Below are 15,135 nucleotides of genomic sequence, written 5' to 3'. Positions count from 1 at the left end.
ACAATTGCTGCCGTTTTGATGGCGTGGCTTAATATGGAAATATCTCGTAACAAAAAATCGCTTGGCTTTATTTTAGGTTGGTGTTTAGCCACTTTTTTGACTGTCGCCACCTAAATCATCTGCTATTGCTCAACAGGTTGGGTGTCATTCAGAATTGACATTGCTTGTTACAAATTGCCCGTAGTGCAATTGAGTAAAGGATGTAAAGTTTCCATCATTACGCATTATGGAAAAATCGTTATGAATATCACAGTGTTTGGCAGTGGCTATGTCGGACTGGTACAGGCAATTGTATTGGCAGATGTAGGGCACCAGGTTGTTTGTATCGATCTCGATGCAGATAAAATAAATAAATTATCCCATGGCGAATTACCAATATATGAGCCGGGACTGGATGTGTTATTACACCAGACATTGCAAAATGGCTCGCTGACATTCACCACGGATATTCCCATGGCGGTTACCCATGGTGACGTGCAATTTATCGCCGTCGGTACGCCCCCTGATGAGGATGGTTCGGCCGATCTGAGCGCCGTCAGGGCGGTGGCGAGATCGATTGCCCAGCATCGCGCAGATGAGGTGATCATCGTCAACAAATCCACCGTGCCGGTTGGTACGGCAGACAAGGTGTTTTACTGGGTCAGGGAGCAGCAGGCCGAACTTGGCAAGCAGTTTGAATTCGATGTGGTCTCCAATCCGGAATTTCTGAAAGAGGGGGCGGCCGTCAGGGATTGCCAGCGCCCGGATCGCATTGTTATCGGCACCAGCAAGGAGCGTTCCAGAGCCGTGATGCGCGAGTTGTATGAGCCATTTAATCGCAATCACGACCGCATTCTGTTTATGGATGTTCGCAGTGCCGAGCTGACCAAGTACGCCGCCAACTGCATGCTGGCCACCAAGATCAGCTTTATCAACGAGATGGCCGGGCTGGCCGAGCGGGTCGGTGCCGATATCGAGCTGGTGCGGCAGGGGATTGGTGCCGACCAGCGCATCGGCTACCAGTTTATCTATCCCGGTTGTGGTTATGGCGGATCCTGTTTCCCCAAGGATGTGAGGGCATTTCTGGCGACTGCAGCGGCCCTCGACTACGACACGCCGCTTATTCGTGCGGTGGAGCGGGTCAACGAGCGGCAGAAGTTCAAGCTCTTCGACACCCTGGCCTGCCACTTTCACGAGCGAGGCGAGTCGCTGGCGGGCAAGACCATCGCCATCTGGGGACTCGCCTTCAAGCCCAATACGGATGACATGCGCGAAGCGCCGAGCCGGGTGTTGATGGAGGCGCTCTGGCAGGAGGGGGCCCGGGTGCAGGCCTTCGATCCGGTGGCGATGAAGGAGGCACAGCGTATCTATGGTTGCCAGCCCGAGCTGTCGCTGATGGGGACCAGGGAGGCAGCGCTGGCGGGGGCGGATGCGTTGGTCATCTGTACCGAGTGGAACGAGTTCAAGGCGCCCGATTTTGCCCAGATCAGGAAGATGCTGGCGCACCCCCTCATCGTCGATGGTCGCAATCTCTACGATCCGCTCAAGATGAAGGGGCTGGGCTTTTCCTACTATGCCATCGGGCGTGGGGAGACCATTACAGAAGGTATGAGCCATGCAGAGTGCTGATATTTCGGAGCGCACGCTCTGCTGGATGTTGCTGCTGGTTACGCTGGTGCTGCTGTTTGGCCAGTTTGACCATCAGCTCTGGACGCCTGATGAACCTCGCGAAGCGGCTATTGCACTCGAGATGTACCGCAATGGCGATTGGGTGGTACCGACCCTTGGCGGGCACAGCTTTATCGAGAAGCCGCCGCTCTTCTATATGGCCGCTCTGCCGTTTCTTGATGGGTTTGAATCCTGGCTGGGGGTGACCAATAGCCTGCGGTTGGCGGGCGTGGTCTGGGCGGCGGGTATGCTGCTCTTTACCGGCCTGCTGGCCTATCGCCTGCTTGGCAATAGATCGGCCGCGATCTGGTCGGTGATCGCACTGGGCACCATGGAAGGATTTATCATCAACACGCACTGGATCAGAACGGACAGTGCGCTTGCCTTCTTTGTCATATTTACCCTTTGGGCATTTTCAGAATATTACCTTGTAAGCCGTCGGTGGATGGCGATACTGGCCGGAATAGGGTTGGCGGGCTGTTTTATGGCAAAAGGTCCTATTGGGCCACTGACAGTTTTTTTTGGCTGGTTCCCGCTATTCTTCTTCGCTGCAAGATGTGCCGCCATCGACAAAAAACTGCCAGGATTTATCTGGCAGCATCTGCTGATGCTGCTCTGTTTTATATTGCCAGTGGCAGCGTGGATTCGTGAATTAATTAATCATCTCGATGGCGATGCTTTATGGAATGAGTGGTTCTGGCAGAATCAGGTAGGCCGCCTGACAGGCACCTCGACCGAACTCGGCCATATCAAGAAAGGGGCCTATCTCTATTATTTATTGGGGATGGCTGAATATACCATCCCCTGGTTGCCATTCATTTTCTATTGGGGTTGGCAAACCATCAAACAGCGACGCTGGAGTCGTGAGAGGTTATTTCTGTTGTGCTGGGCAGTGGGCACCCTTTTGCTGTTAACCCTCTCATCCACCAAGCGCACCCTCTATCTTTTTCCGTTGTTGCCGGTATTTGCCATCATGCTGGGTCAGGTCAGCCTGAACTGGCCGGGATGGACGGCTCGCTATGGTCGGGGATGGCTCTGTTTCATGCTGCTGTTCTGTGTCGTGGTCATAGGGCTACCTCTGCTGGGCCCTTCACTACCGGTGGCCAGTCATGTTCCGGCAGACGTGCTACAGGTCGCCAGCAAGCTGGGGTGGCGTTATATCCCCGCCAGTATGCTTTTCGTGATTGCGCTGGCGCTGTTGTTGCGGCGCAAGGAGGTGCATGGCGCTACTCATGTTGCCAGCTCGGTGGCCATCATGTTTCTGCTCACCTTTACACTGGTTTACCCCTTGATCGATGCCGCCAAGGGAGTATCGGGAAAGATGGCCCGGTTGCTTGAGGGAATACCGCTCGAGAAGCGGGATCGCATCGCCGGCTGGCAATTGGGGGAGACGGAGCTTGGTCTGCTATCTGCCTATGAAGAGATGCGGGTAATGAATCTGGACAGGGAGAAAGTGAGGGATGTGGTTGCCTGTCGTGATGCCCGGTTTGATGCCGTGTTGGTCAATGGTACGGCCGGGGAGAGGGTCAAGCTGCTGGAGGGGATTCCCTATCAGTTGCTGGCCCAGACCGCTCTGCGCTCGGACAAAGGGCAACTACTGACTCTGGTGACAGGATTACAGTGCCATTAAGCCATCTATTCCCATTCAGGGGCACTGTATGAGGCAATATGGCCGTGTGGTGACGGTTCCGCTCTTCCCGGCCTGGCGTCGGGCTGACAGCGGGTTTGCAACCCTTGGTGATAAGCGAACTTCACGATGCGGCCATCTCGCAGGTGGCTAATGAATGGGATAGATGGGGTGTGAGGGGCCGCGACCGCTATGGGTTGCAGGAACTTCACCCAGCCGGATTGGTGGATTGCAAAGATAAAAAAACCGATGCCTTGGCATCGGTTTTTTTATTACCGGTTTATCCGTATCACTCAGCCACGGCCGAGGCGGTTCTCCGGGTAGTTCTTGGCCAGCACTTCGCGGGCATGCTTGGCCAGCTGCGGCATCTTCAGGGCGTCGTAAGACTCGACCATGATCTCCAGTGCCTTCTCGGTTTCGGCTGTGTCGGGGTAGGTTTCGACAATCAGCTTGGCCCGGTTGGCGGCTGCGACCAGTGCATCACGCTTCACGTAATACTCGGCCACGCTCAGGTCATATCGGGCCAGACGATTCTTCAGGCCAATCATGCGGGCGCGGGCATCGGCGGCATAGACACTGTTGGGGTAGTTCTGCAGCAGGGTCTTGAAGTCCTGGAATGCCTGACGGGCATAAGCAGGGTCTTTGTCGTCCCGACCGATACCGAACAGGCTCTGGAAGAAGTTGTAATCCGCCGCCATGTTGGTCAGGCCGCGCATATAGAAGACGTAATCGATATTTTTATGCGCCGGATTGAGGCGGATAAAACGGTCGATATTGGCGATCGCCTGAGCGGTATCATCCTGCTTGTAGTAGGCATAGATGAGGTCAAGCTGCACCTGGTTGGAGTAGGCACCGAACGGATAGCGAGAGTCCAAAGCCTCCAGCAATTCAGTGGCTTGCACGTAATTGCCAACGTCCAGTTTGAGGCGTGCTTTCTGGTACAGGGTCTCCGGCGGTTCGTCGGGTACCTTGGGTTTGGTGCTGGAACAGCCTGTGATCAAGGTAGCGACCAAGGCGAGCGACATCAGCAGGTGAGACTTCTTTCCCATCAACAACATCCGGTCCATTTCCACGAAATTGGCAAAGTATCCGTTATGCTTGGCTAAAAGAAAAGCTAGAATACCCGGATTATTTCGAATTGATACCCCCCGCTCAAGAGACCATACATGAGCCAGCATATTGAACTGACAGGCGAATTCCAGGATCACCAATTCGGGCAGCGACTCGACCAGGCCCTGGCCGAATTGTTTCCAGACTACTCCCGCACCCGCATCAAGGAGTGGATTTTACAGGACAGAGTGACCCTGGACGGTCAGGTTGCCAACACCCCGCGCGAGAAGATTCTGGCCGGGCAGCAGGTGCATGTGAATGTCGAGTTGGAAGATGATACTCGCTGGGATGCCCAGGATATCGAGCTCAACATCGTTTATGAAGATGAACACATTCTGGTGATCGACAAACCGGCCGGTCTGGTGGTTCACCCGGGCGCAGGTACGCCGGATGGCACCATCCTCAACGCCCTGCTGCACCGCTACCCCGGCATTGCCGAGGTGCCCCGCGCCGGTATCGTGCACCGTCTGGATAAAGACACCACAGGTTTGATGGTGGTTGCCAAAACCGTACCCGCACAGACCCATCTGGTGGAAGCGTTGCAGGCGCGCCAGATCACCCGTGAGTACGAAGCGATCGCCATCGGTCACATGACCGCCGGCGGCACCGTTGATGCGCCCATCGGCCGTCACCCGACCCAGCGTACCCACATGGCCGTGGTGCCCAATGGCCGTCCCTCCGTGACTCACTACCGGGTGCACGAGAAGTTCCGTGGCCACACCCGTCTGCGTCTGCGTCTGGAGACCGGCCGTACCCACCAGATCCGTGTCCACATGGCCCACATCAAGCACCCGCTGGTGGGGGATCCCGCCTACGGTGGCCGTCTGCGCCCGCTGCGCAACGCGACCCCCGAGCTGACCGAGGCGCTGCGCAACTTCCATCGTCAGGCGCTGCACGCCACCATGCTGCAGCTGGCTCATCCCATCACGGGTGAAGTGATGCAGTGGCACTCCCCCACGCCGCAAGACATGGTGGCGCTGATGGAGGTGCTGCGTGCCGACACCCTCGCCAATCCGGATGAATTGGTCTGGAAATAGTGGCTTGATTGAGGCACTGCACTCCTGAATAGCCCTCGCCAACCTGGACGAGCTGGTCTGGAAAGGGTGATGAATCTGGCGGTATTGCGACAACTTCTGCCGTAACCCGCCGATACAGCGCGTAGCACACAGAACCTTGAAACGGGGCGTCTTGACTGGTTGCAGCCAAGAGCCCCGTTTCCATTTGAACGATAGAGCGTGAAGGAGTGAGCAATGAAATGGATTGAACCCGACTGGCCTGCGCCAGCGCGCGTCCGGGCGCTTTCGACCACCCGTGACGGTGGCGTCAGCGAAGGGGTCTTTGCCGGTCTCAATCTGGGCGCCCATGTGGGGGATGAACCGGTGCGAGTCGAGGCCAATCGGGCCCGGCTGCAGCAGGCGGCCGCCATCCCGGGGCCCCTTAACTGGCTCAATCAGGTGCACGGCACCGTGGTTCATCCAGTCAGCAGCCATTATCAGCAGGCGCCGGATGCCGATGCCGCCTGCGCCCATGAGGCGGATCAGGCCTGCATCGTGATGACCGCCGACTGTCTGCCGGTGCTGTTCTGCGATCGGGCAGGCACAGTGGTGGCCGCCGCCCATGCTGGCTGGCGTGGACTGAAAGAGGGCGTGCTGGAGGCGAGTATCGCCGCCATGGTCTGCGAGCCGGGCGAGATCCTGGCCTGGATGGGCCCGGCCATTGGCCCCACTGCATTTGAAGTGGGGGGAGAGGTGCGCGAAGCCTTTATGGCTGAGCAGGCTGAAGCGGTCGCGGCTTTCGTGCCTTCCACCAACGACGGCAAATGGCTGGCGGATATCTACCAACTGGCTAGGCTGCGCCTCGCCCGCGCTGGCGTTACCGCCGTCTATGGCGGCGAATACTGCACCTTCAGCGACAGCGAGCAGTTCTACTCTTATCGTCGCGATGGCCAGACCGGCCGGATGGCCTCCCTCATCTGGTTGGCCCGCTAAGCAATCACCCGCCAAGTAATAGCCCGTCTCTTTCAAGAACAGATCCGTATGAGAGAGGCGGTGATCCTGTCCCCTCCCCGCTTTGCAGAAAAAATAACCAGTCACAGCCCTTGAAATAGCCCGTACGGGCCTCATCTTTCATCTCAGAAAGTTATGTTGTTTGCCGCGCAAGCGGCGTCTGCCTGTTTGAAGGGGGAGTGCAATGCGCCTCGATCGCCTTACCAGCAAATTCCAGATTGCTATTTCCGATGCCCAGTCTTTGGCACTGGGTCGTGACCACCAATTCATCGAACCCGTTCACCTGATGACCGCACTGGTCAATCAGGATGGCGGCTCTATCCGTCCGTTGCTCACCCTGACCGGGATGGATATCAATGCCCTGCGCTCCCGCCTCGGCGAGGAGCTGGATCGCCTGCCGCGCGTCAGCGGTGTGGAAGGGGATGTACAGCTTTCCAACGGCCTCGGCCGTCTGCTCAACGTCTGCGACAAGCTGGCCCAGCAGCGCAAGGATCAGTTCATCTCATCCGAACTGTTCGTGCTGGCGGCCCTCGACGACAAGGGTACGCTGGGCGAGCTGCTGCGCGCTCAGGGGCTGACCAAAGAGAAACTCGAAGCGGCCATCGACAAGGTGCGTGGTGGCAAGAAGGTGGAGGATGCCAACGCCGAGGAGAACCGCCAGGCGCTGGAGAAATACACCATCGATCTGACCGAGCGGGCCGAACTCGGCAAGCTCGACCCGGTGATCGGCCGGGATGACGAGATCCGCCGCACCATTCAGGTGCTGCAACGCCGTACCAAGAACAACCCCGTGCTGATCGGGGCACCCGGTGTCGGTAAAACCGCCATCGTCGAAGGTCTGGCCCAGCGCATCATCAACGGCGAGGTGCCGGAGGGGCTCAAGAACAAGCGGGTGCTGTCGCTGGACATGGGGGCGCTGGTGGCCGGTGCCAAATATCGCGGCGAGTTCGAGGAGCGGCTCAAGGCCGTGCTGAGCGATCTCGCCAAGGAGGAGGGCAACGTCATCCTCTTCATCGACGAGCTGCACACCATGGTCGGCGCCGGCAAGGGCGAAGGGGCCATGGATGCGGGCAACATGCTCAAGCCTGCGCTGGCACGGGGCGAGCTGCACTGCGTCGGTGCCACCACCCTGGACGAGTATCGCCAGTTTATCGAGAAGGATGCCGCGCTGGAGCGCCGTTTCCAGAAGGTGCTGGTGGAAGAGCCGACAGTCGAAGATACCATCGCCATCCTGCGCGGCCTGAAAGAGCGTTACGAGCTGCACCACCATGTGCAGATCACCGACCCCGCCATCGTGGCGGCGGCCCAGTTGTCGCACCGCTACATTGCGGATCGTCAGTTGCCGGACAAGGCCATCGACCTTATCGACGAGGCGGCAGCCAGCATCCGGTTGCAGATCGACTCCAAGCCGGAGGCGCTCGATCGCCTCGAGCGGCGCATCATCCAGCTCAAGCTGGAGCAGCAGGCGCTGATGAAGGAGGACGACGACGCCAGCCGCAAGCGTCTGGAGCTGATCAATCAGGAGATTGGCGAAAAAGATCGGGAATACAACGAGCTGGACGAAGTGTGGAAGGCCGAGAAAGCCGCCCTCGCCGGTACCCAGCATATCAAGGCTGCGCTGGAGCAGGCCCGTCAGGATCTCGACGTGGCGCGCCGCGCAGGCGACCTGGGTCGGATGTCCGAGCTGCAGTACGGCCGCATTCCGGAGCTGGAGAAACAGCTGGATCTCGCCACTCAGGCCGAGATGCAGGAGACCAGTTTGCTGCGCAACCGGGTCACTGACGTGGAGATTGCAGATGTCCTGGCCCGCTGGACCGGTATTCCGGTCGCCCGCATGCTGGAAGGGGAGCGCGACAAGCTGCTGCGGATGGAAGATCAGCTGCACAGCCGGGTGATTGGTCAGGAAGAGGCGGTCGATGCGGTCTCCAACGCCATTCGCCGCTCCCGTGCCGGGCTCTCAGATCCGAATCGCCCCATCGGCTCCTTCCTGTTCCTGGGGCCCACCGGGGTGGGCAAGACCGAGCTGTGCAAGGCGCTGGCGGAGTTCCTGTTCGATACCCAGGATGCCATGGTGCGGATCGATATGTCCGAGTTCATGGAGAAACACAGTGTGGCCCGTCTGGTGGGGGCACCTCCCGGATACGTGGGTTATGAAGAGGGCGGTTATCTGACCGAGGCGGTACGCCGTCGTCCCTACTCGGTGATCCTGCTGGACGAGGTGGAGAAGGCACATCCGGATGTGTTCAACATCCTGTTGCAGGTGCTTGATGATGGCCGCCTGACCGATGGTCAGGGTCGCACCGTCGATTTCCGCAACTCGGTGGTGATCATGACCTCCAACCTCGGGTCGGATCTGATTCAGGAGCACCACTCCGAGAAGGATTACGACGAGATGAAGGCCATGCTGATGGATGTGCTGACCCGCAGTTTCCGGCCGGAGTTTATCAACCGGATCGACGAGACCGTGGTGTTCCATCCACTCGGCGAGGAGCACATCAAGTCCATCGCCCGGATCCAGCTCAAGAGCCTGATGGGCCGTCTGGAGGCTCAGGGTTACGAGGTGGAGGTGAGCGAAGCGCTGCTCGAGAAGCTGGTGCATGCCGGGTTCGACCCCGTCTACGGGGCACGACCCCTCAAGCGGGCGATCCAGCAGAAGGTGGAGAACCCGCTGGCGCAGGCGCTGCTCTCCGGTCGCATCGTTCCCGGCAAGAAACTGCTGCTGGGAGCCGACAGCAACGGCCTCACCATGACCCAGTAATGGGATTGTCGATGAAAAACGCAGGCCTTGTGCCTGCGTTTTGTTTTCAGGGGAAGCGAGATGCTGAAGTTTTCCGTGCTGGTGGATGACGACGTTCATCTGCCAGGCTGTCTGCCCGAGCGAGGGTTGGCGCTGCTGCTGGAGTGTGACGGCCTCAGGGTGCTGTTTGATAGCGGCCGTGGCCGGGCGCTGTGCCACAACGCCGCCGTGATGGGGATCGATCTCGCCTCGCTCACCCATGTGGTGCTCTCCCACGGTCATTATGACCATGTGGGCGGGGTCGGCTCGCTGCCCGTCTATCCAAGACCCATCCCGCTCATCGCCTGTCCGGACGTGTTTTGCGAGCGGGGCTACTTCCTGTCGCTGCCCTTCTGGCGACGCAACCTCTATCGCCTGTCGGGGGCGCTGGCTCGGGAGTCGCTGCCGGCCAGAGGCTTGCTTCCCCACTGCTCAGCCGAGCCGGTGTGGCTCTCGGATCGTCTGGTGTTCCTCGGCAGCATTGTGCGGCGCGACCGGGCTGCGCCTTCGCTGCTCGGCTACATAGTGCGGGGTGGGCGGGTGGAGAAAGACCTCATCAGCGACGACTCGGCACTGGCTTTTAAGAGCTCCAAGGGCCTTATCGTCTTTATCGGCTGCGGTCACGCCGGGGTCGAAAACATCATCGAACGGGCCAAGGAGGTGTGTGGTGACGAGCGGATCCATGCCGTCATCGGTGGCCTGCACCTGAAGTTCTCCGGCCCAGAGCGGGCGGCGGCGCTCGGCACCTATCTGCAGGGAGAGGCGGTAGAGCAGTTGTTTGCCTGCCACTGTACCGGCAGCAGAAAGGCGGAGTTACCGCACCAGCGCCAGATCGGAGCCGGGTTCGAGTTCCGGTTTTCGGCGTAAAAAAAACGGCAATCCGAAGATTGCCGGGAGGAATGTAGTGAAGCGACCTGACGTGGGTTGAGCGGGTCGCAGGGGCAAGCCCCCGATTGCGAAGCGCGGCCACTGCTGGCCTCGCCTCTTACAGCCTGCCGGGGATGCGCTCGCTCAACCCCGACGGCCACCTGCCTGTTGCCATGCCGGCGGCGATGACGCCGGCATGGCTTTCATTCGTTACAGCATGCCTTGCACGGCGGCTTTCATCTCGGCTGGCCAGACGCCGACCTGCACCTGACCAATATGCTCTTTTTGCAGCAACAGCATGGCCAGACGGGATTGGCCGATGCCGCCGCCGATGGTCTGCGGCATCCGTGCGGCCAGCAGATCCTGATGCCAGTCGTACTGCAGGCGATCCTCGTCGCCGGTGATGGCCAGCTGGCGGCGCAGTGCCTCGGCATCGACCCGGATCCCCATGGAGGAGATCTCGAAGCTGTCTTGCAGCACCGGGTTCCACACCAGAATGTCGCCGTTCAGACCCGCCAGACCCAGCTCGCTGTGGCTGCTCCAGTCGTCGTAATCCGGGGCGCGCACATCGTGGCGCTCACCGTGGGAGAGCGCACCGCCGATACCGATCAGGAACACGGCGCCCAGCTCTTTGGCGATGGCACGCTCGCGACCCTTGGCATCGAGGTCCGGGTAACGGGCCAGCAGCTCTTCGCTGTGCAGGAACTGGATCTCGGTCGGCAGGAAGGGGGTCAACTCATGCTCGGCACAGACCGCGCGCTCGGTGGCCTTGATGGCGGCCCAGATGCCGCGCACGGTTTCCTGCAGATAGGCAAGATCGCGGCGCTCGCTCGGCATCACCTTCTCCCAGTCCCACTGATCCACGTAGACGGAGTGGATGGGGGTGAGCTTGTCTTCATCCGGACGCAGCGCCTTCATGTGGGTGTAGATCCCTTCGCCCGGGCCGAAACCGAAGCGACCCAGGGTCTGGCGCTTCCATTTGGCCAGTGAATGGACCACTTCGTAGCTGTGCTCCGGCAGGGTCTTCACTTTGACCTGCACTGCATTCTCGTGGCCAGAGAGGTTGTCCTGAGTACCATCACCGACCCGGCTCAGAATGGGGGCTTGCACCTCCATCAGACCCAGTTGCTGGGCGAGTTGGCGGGAGAACATCTCTTTGACGAAGCTGATCTGCTGTTGGCTGCGAATGTAGTGCTGTTTCATGCTGAATTCCTGTTTCAAACCCCGTTGGATGTGGTGATTCTTCAACGGAATGCCAACAAAATTCAATATTCGATAATATAAATAGGTTTTGTGTATTTTTTTCTTCAAAATAAGCCGGTTTTTAATGAGGTATCGTTAACGGGAGTGCAAAAAAATGCCGGAAAATTACCGGATCGATAATCTCGATCAGGCCATCCTCACCGCTCTGATGGAGAATGCGCGGATCCCTTACGCTGAGCTTGCGAAACAACTGGCGGTCAGCCCGGGCACCATCCATGTGCGGGTGGAGAAGATGAAACAGGCGGGGATCATCGAGGGGACACGGGTGCAGGTGAACCCCAAGAAGTTGGGTTACGACGTCTGCTGCTTTATCGGGATCAATCTGAAGAGTGCCAAGGATTACCCCTCGGCACTGGCCAAGCTGCAGGCGCTGGACGAAGTGGTGGAGGCCTACTACACCACGGGCCACTACAGCATCTTCATGAAGGTGATGACCCGCTCCATCGACGAGCTGCAGATAGTGCTGATCAACAAGATCCAGACCATCGACGAGATCCAGTCCACTGAAACCCTGATCTCGCTGCAGAATCCGATCCTGCGGGACGTGAAGCCCTGACCGGCTGATCAGGGTTCGATATAGGGGATGGCGTACTTGTCGTAGAGGACCTTGAGGCTGCCGTTTCGCTTCATGCGCAGCAGTTCGGCATCGTAGGCCGCCATCAGGGCGGGAGTCTGTGCATCCGCTCGTGCGCGGGCCCAGGTGTTGAAGTAGGGGCTGCTCTTGAGCGGTTTGGGCAGGTAATCGACCTTGCCCGTCAGCCCCTCCTCTTTGATCTGGGTGAAGGCGGTGACCAGTGGCATGGGCACGGTATCGATGCGTCCTGCCAGCAGTTTGCGCAGTTGCAGCTGGTTCATGGTGATCTCCTGAAACTGATAGGCCGGGTCGGTCATGGCCGCTGCCAGTTCAGGGGTATAGGAGAAATCCTTGGTCACGCCGATGCGCCAGGGTTTGAGATCGGCCAGCGTTTCGTAACGGATCTTCAGCAGGTCCGCCTTGCGCACGAAGAAGTGCCAGCTGTGGCGTAGATGGGCCTGTTGGGGATAGATGAGATAACTCTCCCGCTCTGCCTTGTAGGAGTGGGTCATCACCAGATCGCAGGCGCCGGTTTCGGCATTACGGGTGAGGCGGGCGCCGGAGTCGGCCAGCTCGACCCGAAAGGGCGTCTCCAGCTTGTCGAATATGGCGGTGACGATATCGATATCGAGTCCGCGGGGTTTCTGATCGGCATCGAGATACTTGAGCGGGGGCTCCATGGTGCCGCAGATCACCAGCTCCTTGGCGGGCAATCCGAGTGGAAACAGCAACCAAAACAGGGGGATCACACGCAAACTACGTCTCCTGAGCCCGTTTGAAGATATTCCAAGACCTGATTCCAGTATATTGGATGGCACCTGATCCGTTAGAAGCGACTGTTTATGGCAAATCCTGAAATCGAGAGCCCGCTGGACGGGATCGACAAGTTGACCGTCTCGCTCTACCGCCTTGGCTTGAGTGCGGCTGCCCTGTTGCTGCTTTGCCGCGGTGCGGCGCTGCTGAGCGGGATGGCACTGCTTCCGTCGGCACAATGGTTGATGTCGCTGGCAGTGGCAAGCGCAATCTGCGGCTTCTCGCTGCATATCTACGACAAGCGGATTCGCCTGATTCTGCAGGGATTTGGTTGGGGCGCGCTGGCCCTGGCTGCGGTAGGAGCGCCGGATGCGCTGGTGCTGGGAGCGGCCTTGGCGACCCTCTCCGGGCTGGCGTTCAAGGAGCAGTTTTGCTTCTCGATTCCCGGCATCAAGCTGGTGCCCATTTTGCTGCCGGCGTTATGGCTGCTGGAGTGGTTGCGGGTGGAGTGGGCCGCCGCACTGGTGGCGCTGGTATGCGGGGCCCTGTTGACCTTGCTGGCGCTGGCCAAGTGGCGGATGCCCCTGCACTTCGATATCGGTGACAAGGGGCGTTACCAGATCTAGGTCTGCTGGCACACCTTCATCTGCTGGTTGAGGGCCTGCATCACCTGACGGCGGCTGATGATGCCGATCACCTTGCCCTGTTGCAGCACCGGGTAGATCTTGGGCTTGGCATCGGCCATCTGGCGAGCCAGATCCAGAATGCTCTCATCCGGCCCGACCGAGAGGGGCGAGCGGTTCATCAGATCCTCCACCCTGGTGCGGGTATCGCAGTGGTAGCTGCCGGTGAGCAGGCTGGGAATGCAGTCTTGTTCGGAAAGAAAGCCGATAAGCCGTTTTTGCTCATCCAGCACCGGCAGGCCGCCAAGACCCGATTGATGCAGGCGATCCAGCGCCTCGGCCAGGCCGAGTCCGGCAGTGAGGGAGTGGGTCAGGCGACCCATGTGGTGGTGTACTTTCAGCATGGTGGTGACTCCGCAAGAGGGGGATGCCGCCACTATGACGCGGGTGGGTGGCCCGCGACCAATGGCTTGTGCCGCAGGGATTGATAGGCACAAGCCATCGGCGGTGATCCGCTGGCAGGCGGGCTTCGTTCATGCAAGACCATGAAAGGGAAAGGAGATCATATGCGTGCATTGGTAACGGGCTGTGGCCGTCGACTCGGATTTTATCTCTGTGAACAGCTGGTGGCAGCGGGTTGGCAGGTGACGGGCAGCTATCGCAGCGAGCGGCCGGAGCTGGCCACGCTGGCTGCATTGGGGGTCGAACTGGTGCAGGCGGATTTTGGCCGGGAAGAGGACGTTGGCAAGCTGATCGATGTGCTGGCTGCCCATCAGGATCTGGCGCTGGTGATCCACAACGCCTCTGCTTTCGAACCTCAGGCAACTGATCCGGCGGCGCAACTGGCCCAGTTCGAGCAGTTCTACCGGGTACACATGGCGGCCCCCTTCCAGCTTAACCGGGCGCTGGCCCCTCAGCTTGCCAGCAACCCCAACGCCAGCATCATTCACATCACCGATATCTATATCCATGCCCCGGCCCCCCGTTTTGCCAGCTATGTGGCCACCAAGGCGGGAGCCCATTCGCTGGCCATGAGCTTTGCCCGCGAGCTGGCGCCCACGGTTCGGGTCAACACCATAGAGCCAGGGCCGATCCTGTTTCTCGATGAACATGACGAGAGCTGGCGCCAGCAGGTGTTGGCGAAAACGCCGCTGGCGCGGGAGGGTGGACTTGAGCCCATCTGGCAGGCGGTGCAGCTACTGGTGGGGAACAGTTATATGACGGGTGCCAGCATCAAGGTAGATGGCGGGCGTGCTCTGGCCAACCTCTGAGGGGTTGCCGAGCACCAGCGGCCCCAGCCCGACCTGCCGGGTCAGCAAGCCCTTGCCGGGTTTGAGCTTGCCCGACTGGGCGGGGAGCGTCACTTGCAGCGCCACCTTGGGGTCATGCACCTCGCCATGGCCGTATAGCTCTGCCAGCAGCTCCGCCAGATAGGAATCGACCTCTGCCGAGGCAAAGTCACCGCTCCTGTTGCTGGCCAGAATATCGATGTCGAGTGGCCGGTCGTGCACCTTGCAGAGCGGATCGCTGCGATCACGGCCGTGAGCCACCTCGAGGGCGACAAAGTGCTGCTTGAGGCGGGCGGCATCGAGCGGGCTCTCCACCACCAGCAGGCAGTTGAGAAAGTCGTGGCTGGAGTGCATTCCCACCGGCTTGGTGCGGATCACCGAACTCAGCCGAAGGGGACCGACGTTCTCAAACAGCTCGGCCAGCGCGCGGCTGACATGGATATGCGGGTCAATATTGGAACCAATGCTACACAGATAGAACATGCTGACCTTCCCGGGGTTGGGCTCATCTGAAATGTATACGCAGCTCACGGTTATCGGATTAACTATGGCTTAACATTGTCTTATCTATTGTGATCCGGCACTGATTGGCAGAAAGGA

The 15,135-nt window shown here is 59.4% G+C and carries 14 protein-coding genes; 9 read left to right on the top strand and 5 right to left on the bottom strand.

Annotated elements, in window-relative coordinates:
* The first annotated feature begins 240 nt into the window (after positions 1–240).
* Both G5287_RS07485 and G5287_RS07480 read left to right on the top strand, forming a co-directional pair.
* Positions 241–1,608 (top strand): UDP-glucose dehydrogenase family protein, encoded by a 1,368-nt coding sequence (locus G5287_RS07485; protein ID WP_227341784.1) that lies wholly within the window; start codon positions 241–243, stop codon positions 1,606–1,608.
* Positions 1,595–3,277 carry an ArnT family glycosyltransferase gene (locus tag G5287_RS07480; protein WP_421231105.1) on the top strand — a complete coding sequence of 561 codons (1,683 nt, stop codon included), beginning with the start codon at positions 1,595–1,597 and terminating at the stop codon, positions 3,275–3,277. The genes G5287_RS07485 and G5287_RS07480 overlap by 14 nt, the downstream gene beginning before the upstream one ends.
* Before the next feature lie 290 nt (positions 3,278–3,567).
* Here the strand turns inward: G5287_RS07480 and G5287_RS07475 are convergent, their stop codons facing one another.
* The gene (locus G5287_RS07475; RefSeq protein WP_005339769.1) at positions 3,568–4,323 is read right to left on the bottom strand and encodes an outer membrane protein assembly factor BamD; all 756 of its coding nucleotides are present in this window, start codon (positions 4,321–4,323) and stop codon (positions 3,568–3,570) included.
* A 117-nt stretch (positions 4,324–4,440) separates the two neighbouring features.
* Between G5287_RS07475 and rluD the strand changes: the two genes are divergently transcribed.
* The 4 genes from rluD to G5287_RS07455 all read left to right on the top strand — a co-directional run bounded on the left by rluD (position 4,441) and on the right by G5287_RS07455 (position 10,033).
* Complete coding sequence (gene rluD / locus G5287_RS07470; protein ID WP_227341786.1) at positions 4,441–5,421, top strand: 23S rRNA pseudouridine(1911/1915/1917) synthase RluD; 981 nt, start codon at positions 4,441–4,443, stop codon at positions 5,419–5,421.
* Positions 5,422–5,634: 213 nt separating this feature from the next.
* A complete protein-coding gene (pgeF, locus tag G5287_RS07465) occupies positions 5,635–6,372 on the top strand; it encodes a peptidoglycan editing factor PgeF (RefSeq protein WP_421231104.1) in 738 nt (245 codons plus the stop codon).
* 202 nt (positions 6,373–6,574) lie between these two features.
* Positions 6,575–9,148, top strand: coding sequence for an ATP-dependent chaperone ClpB (gene clpB, locus G5287_RS07460; RefSeq protein ID WP_421231103.1), 2,574 nt, complete (start codon positions 6,575–6,577; stop codon positions 9,146–9,148).
* Positions 9,149–9,208: 60 nt separating this feature from the next.
* On the top strand, positions 9,209–10,033 hold the full coding sequence (locus G5287_RS07455) for an MBL fold metallo-hydrolase (protein WP_421231102.1): 825 nt from the start codon (positions 9,209–9,211) through the stop codon (positions 10,031–10,033).
* A gap of 210 nt (positions 10,034–10,243) precedes the next feature.
* On the opposite strand, the gene asnA is transcribed toward G5287_RS07455, so the two are convergent.
* A complete protein-coding gene (gene asnA / locus G5287_RS07450) occupies positions 10,244–11,236 on the bottom strand; it encodes an aspartate--ammonia ligase (RefSeq protein ID WP_263084926.1) in 993 nt (330 codons plus the stop codon).
* A 154-nt stretch (positions 11,237–11,390) separates the two neighbouring features.
* On the opposite strand from asnA, the gene asnC reads away from it, so the two are divergent.
* Positions 11,391–11,852, top strand: coding sequence for a transcriptional regulator AsnC (gene asnC, locus G5287_RS07445; RefSeq protein ID WP_005339783.1), 462 nt, complete (start codon positions 11,391–11,393; stop codon positions 11,850–11,852).
* Positions 11,853–11,860: 8 nt separating this feature from the next.
* Here asnC and G5287_RS07440 read toward each other — a convergent pair whose 3' ends face one another.
* Entirely contained in the window at positions 11,861–12,625 is a 765-nt protein-coding gene (locus G5287_RS07440; RefSeq protein ID WP_421231101.1) for a substrate-binding periplasmic protein, read from the bottom strand.
* 87 nt (positions 12,626–12,712) lie between these two features.
* On the opposite strand from G5287_RS07440, the gene G5287_RS07435 reads away from it, so the two are divergent.
* The gene (locus tag G5287_RS07435; protein WP_213388076.1) at positions 12,713–13,249 is read left to right on the top strand and encodes a DUF2301 domain-containing membrane protein; all 537 of its coding nucleotides are present in this window, start codon (positions 12,713–12,715) and stop codon (positions 13,247–13,249) included.
* On the opposite strand, the gene G5287_RS07430 is transcribed toward G5287_RS07435, so the two are convergent.
* A complete protein-coding gene (locus tag G5287_RS07430; RefSeq protein ID WP_005356342.1) occupies positions 13,246–13,650 on the bottom strand; it encodes a CBS domain-containing protein in 405 nt (134 codons plus the stop codon). The two genes, G5287_RS07435 and G5287_RS07430, sit on opposite strands and share 4 nt — an antisense overlap.
* A gap of 162 nt (positions 13,651–13,812) precedes the next feature.
* On the opposite strand from G5287_RS07430, the gene G5287_RS07425 reads away from it, so the two are divergent.
* Positions 13,813–14,517 carry an SDR family oxidoreductase gene (locus G5287_RS07425; protein ID WP_421231100.1) on the top strand — a complete coding sequence of 235 codons (705 nt, stop codon included), beginning with the start codon at positions 13,813–13,815 and terminating at the stop codon, positions 14,515–14,517.
* Here the strand turns inward: G5287_RS07425 and G5287_RS07420 are convergent.
* Positions 14,443–15,018, bottom strand: coding sequence for a 2-amino-4-hydroxy-6-hydroxymethyldihydropteridine diphosphokinase (locus tag G5287_RS07420; RefSeq protein WP_227341793.1), 576 nt, complete (start codon positions 15,016–15,018; stop codon positions 14,443–14,445). The two genes, G5287_RS07425 and G5287_RS07420, sit on opposite strands and share 75 nt — an antisense overlap.
* Positions 15,019–15,135: the final 117 nt, after the last annotated feature.

It is taken from the genome of Aeromonas sp. 603079 (assembly GCF_049172135.1).
Taxonomy (GTDB): Bacteria; Pseudomonadota; Gammaproteobacteria; order Enterobacterales; family Aeromonadaceae; genus Aeromonas; species Aeromonas veronii.
Note: the sequence above shows the minus strand (reverse complement) of the source record. Positions and strands in the feature narration are given on the sequence as shown.

What these genes read in the sequence shown, in the direction of transcription:
- G5287_RS07425 (WP_421231100.1), top strand. Translation starts at nt 13,813, where the DNA reads ATGCGTGCATTGGTAACGGGCTGTGGCCGTCGACTCGGATTTTATCTC.
- rluD (WP_227341786.1), top strand. Translation starts at nt 4,441, where the DNA reads ATGAGCCAGCATATTGAACTGACAGGCGAATTCCAGGATCACCAATTC.
- asnA (WP_263084926.1), bottom strand. Translation starts at nt 11,236, where the DNA reads ATGAAACAGCACTACATTCGCAGCCAACAGCAGATCAGCTTCGTCAAA.
- clpB (WP_421231103.1), top strand. Translation starts at nt 6,575, where the DNA reads ATGCGCCTCGATCGCCTTACCAGCAAATTCCAGATTGCTATTTCCGAT.
- G5287_RS07485 (WP_227341784.1), top strand. Translation starts at nt 241, where the DNA reads ATGAATATCACAGTGTTTGGCAGTGGCTATGTCGGACTGGTACAGGCA.
- G5287_RS07475 (WP_005339769.1), bottom strand. Translation starts at nt 4,323, where the DNA reads ATGGGAAAGAAGTCTCACCTGCTGATGTCGCTCGCCTTGGTCGCTACC.
- G5287_RS07420 (WP_227341793.1), bottom strand. Translation starts at nt 15,018, where the DNA reads ATGTTCTATCTGTGTAGCATTGGTTCCAATATTGACCCGCATATCCAT.
- G5287_RS07430 (WP_005356342.1), bottom strand. Translation starts at nt 13,650, where the DNA reads ATGCTGAAAGTACACCACCACATGGGTCGCCTGACCCACTCCCTCACT.
- asnC (WP_005339783.1), top strand. Translation starts at nt 11,391, where the DNA reads ATGCCGGAAAATTACCGGATCGATAATCTCGATCAGGCCATCCTCACC.
- G5287_RS07480 (WP_421231105.1), top strand. Translation starts at nt 1,595, where the DNA reads ATGCAGAGTGCTGATATTTCGGAGCGCACGCTCTGCTGGATGTTGCTG.
- G5287_RS07435 (WP_213388076.1), top strand. Translation starts at nt 12,713, where the DNA reads ATGGCAAATCCTGAAATCGAGAGCCCGCTGGACGGGATCGACAAGTTG.
- pgeF (WP_421231104.1), top strand. Translation starts at nt 5,635, where the DNA reads ATGAAATGGATTGAACCCGACTGGCCTGCGCCAGCGCGCGTCCGGGCG.
- G5287_RS07455 (WP_421231102.1), top strand. Translation starts at nt 9,209, where the DNA reads ATGCTGAAGTTTTCCGTGCTGGTGGATGACGACGTTCATCTGCCAGGC.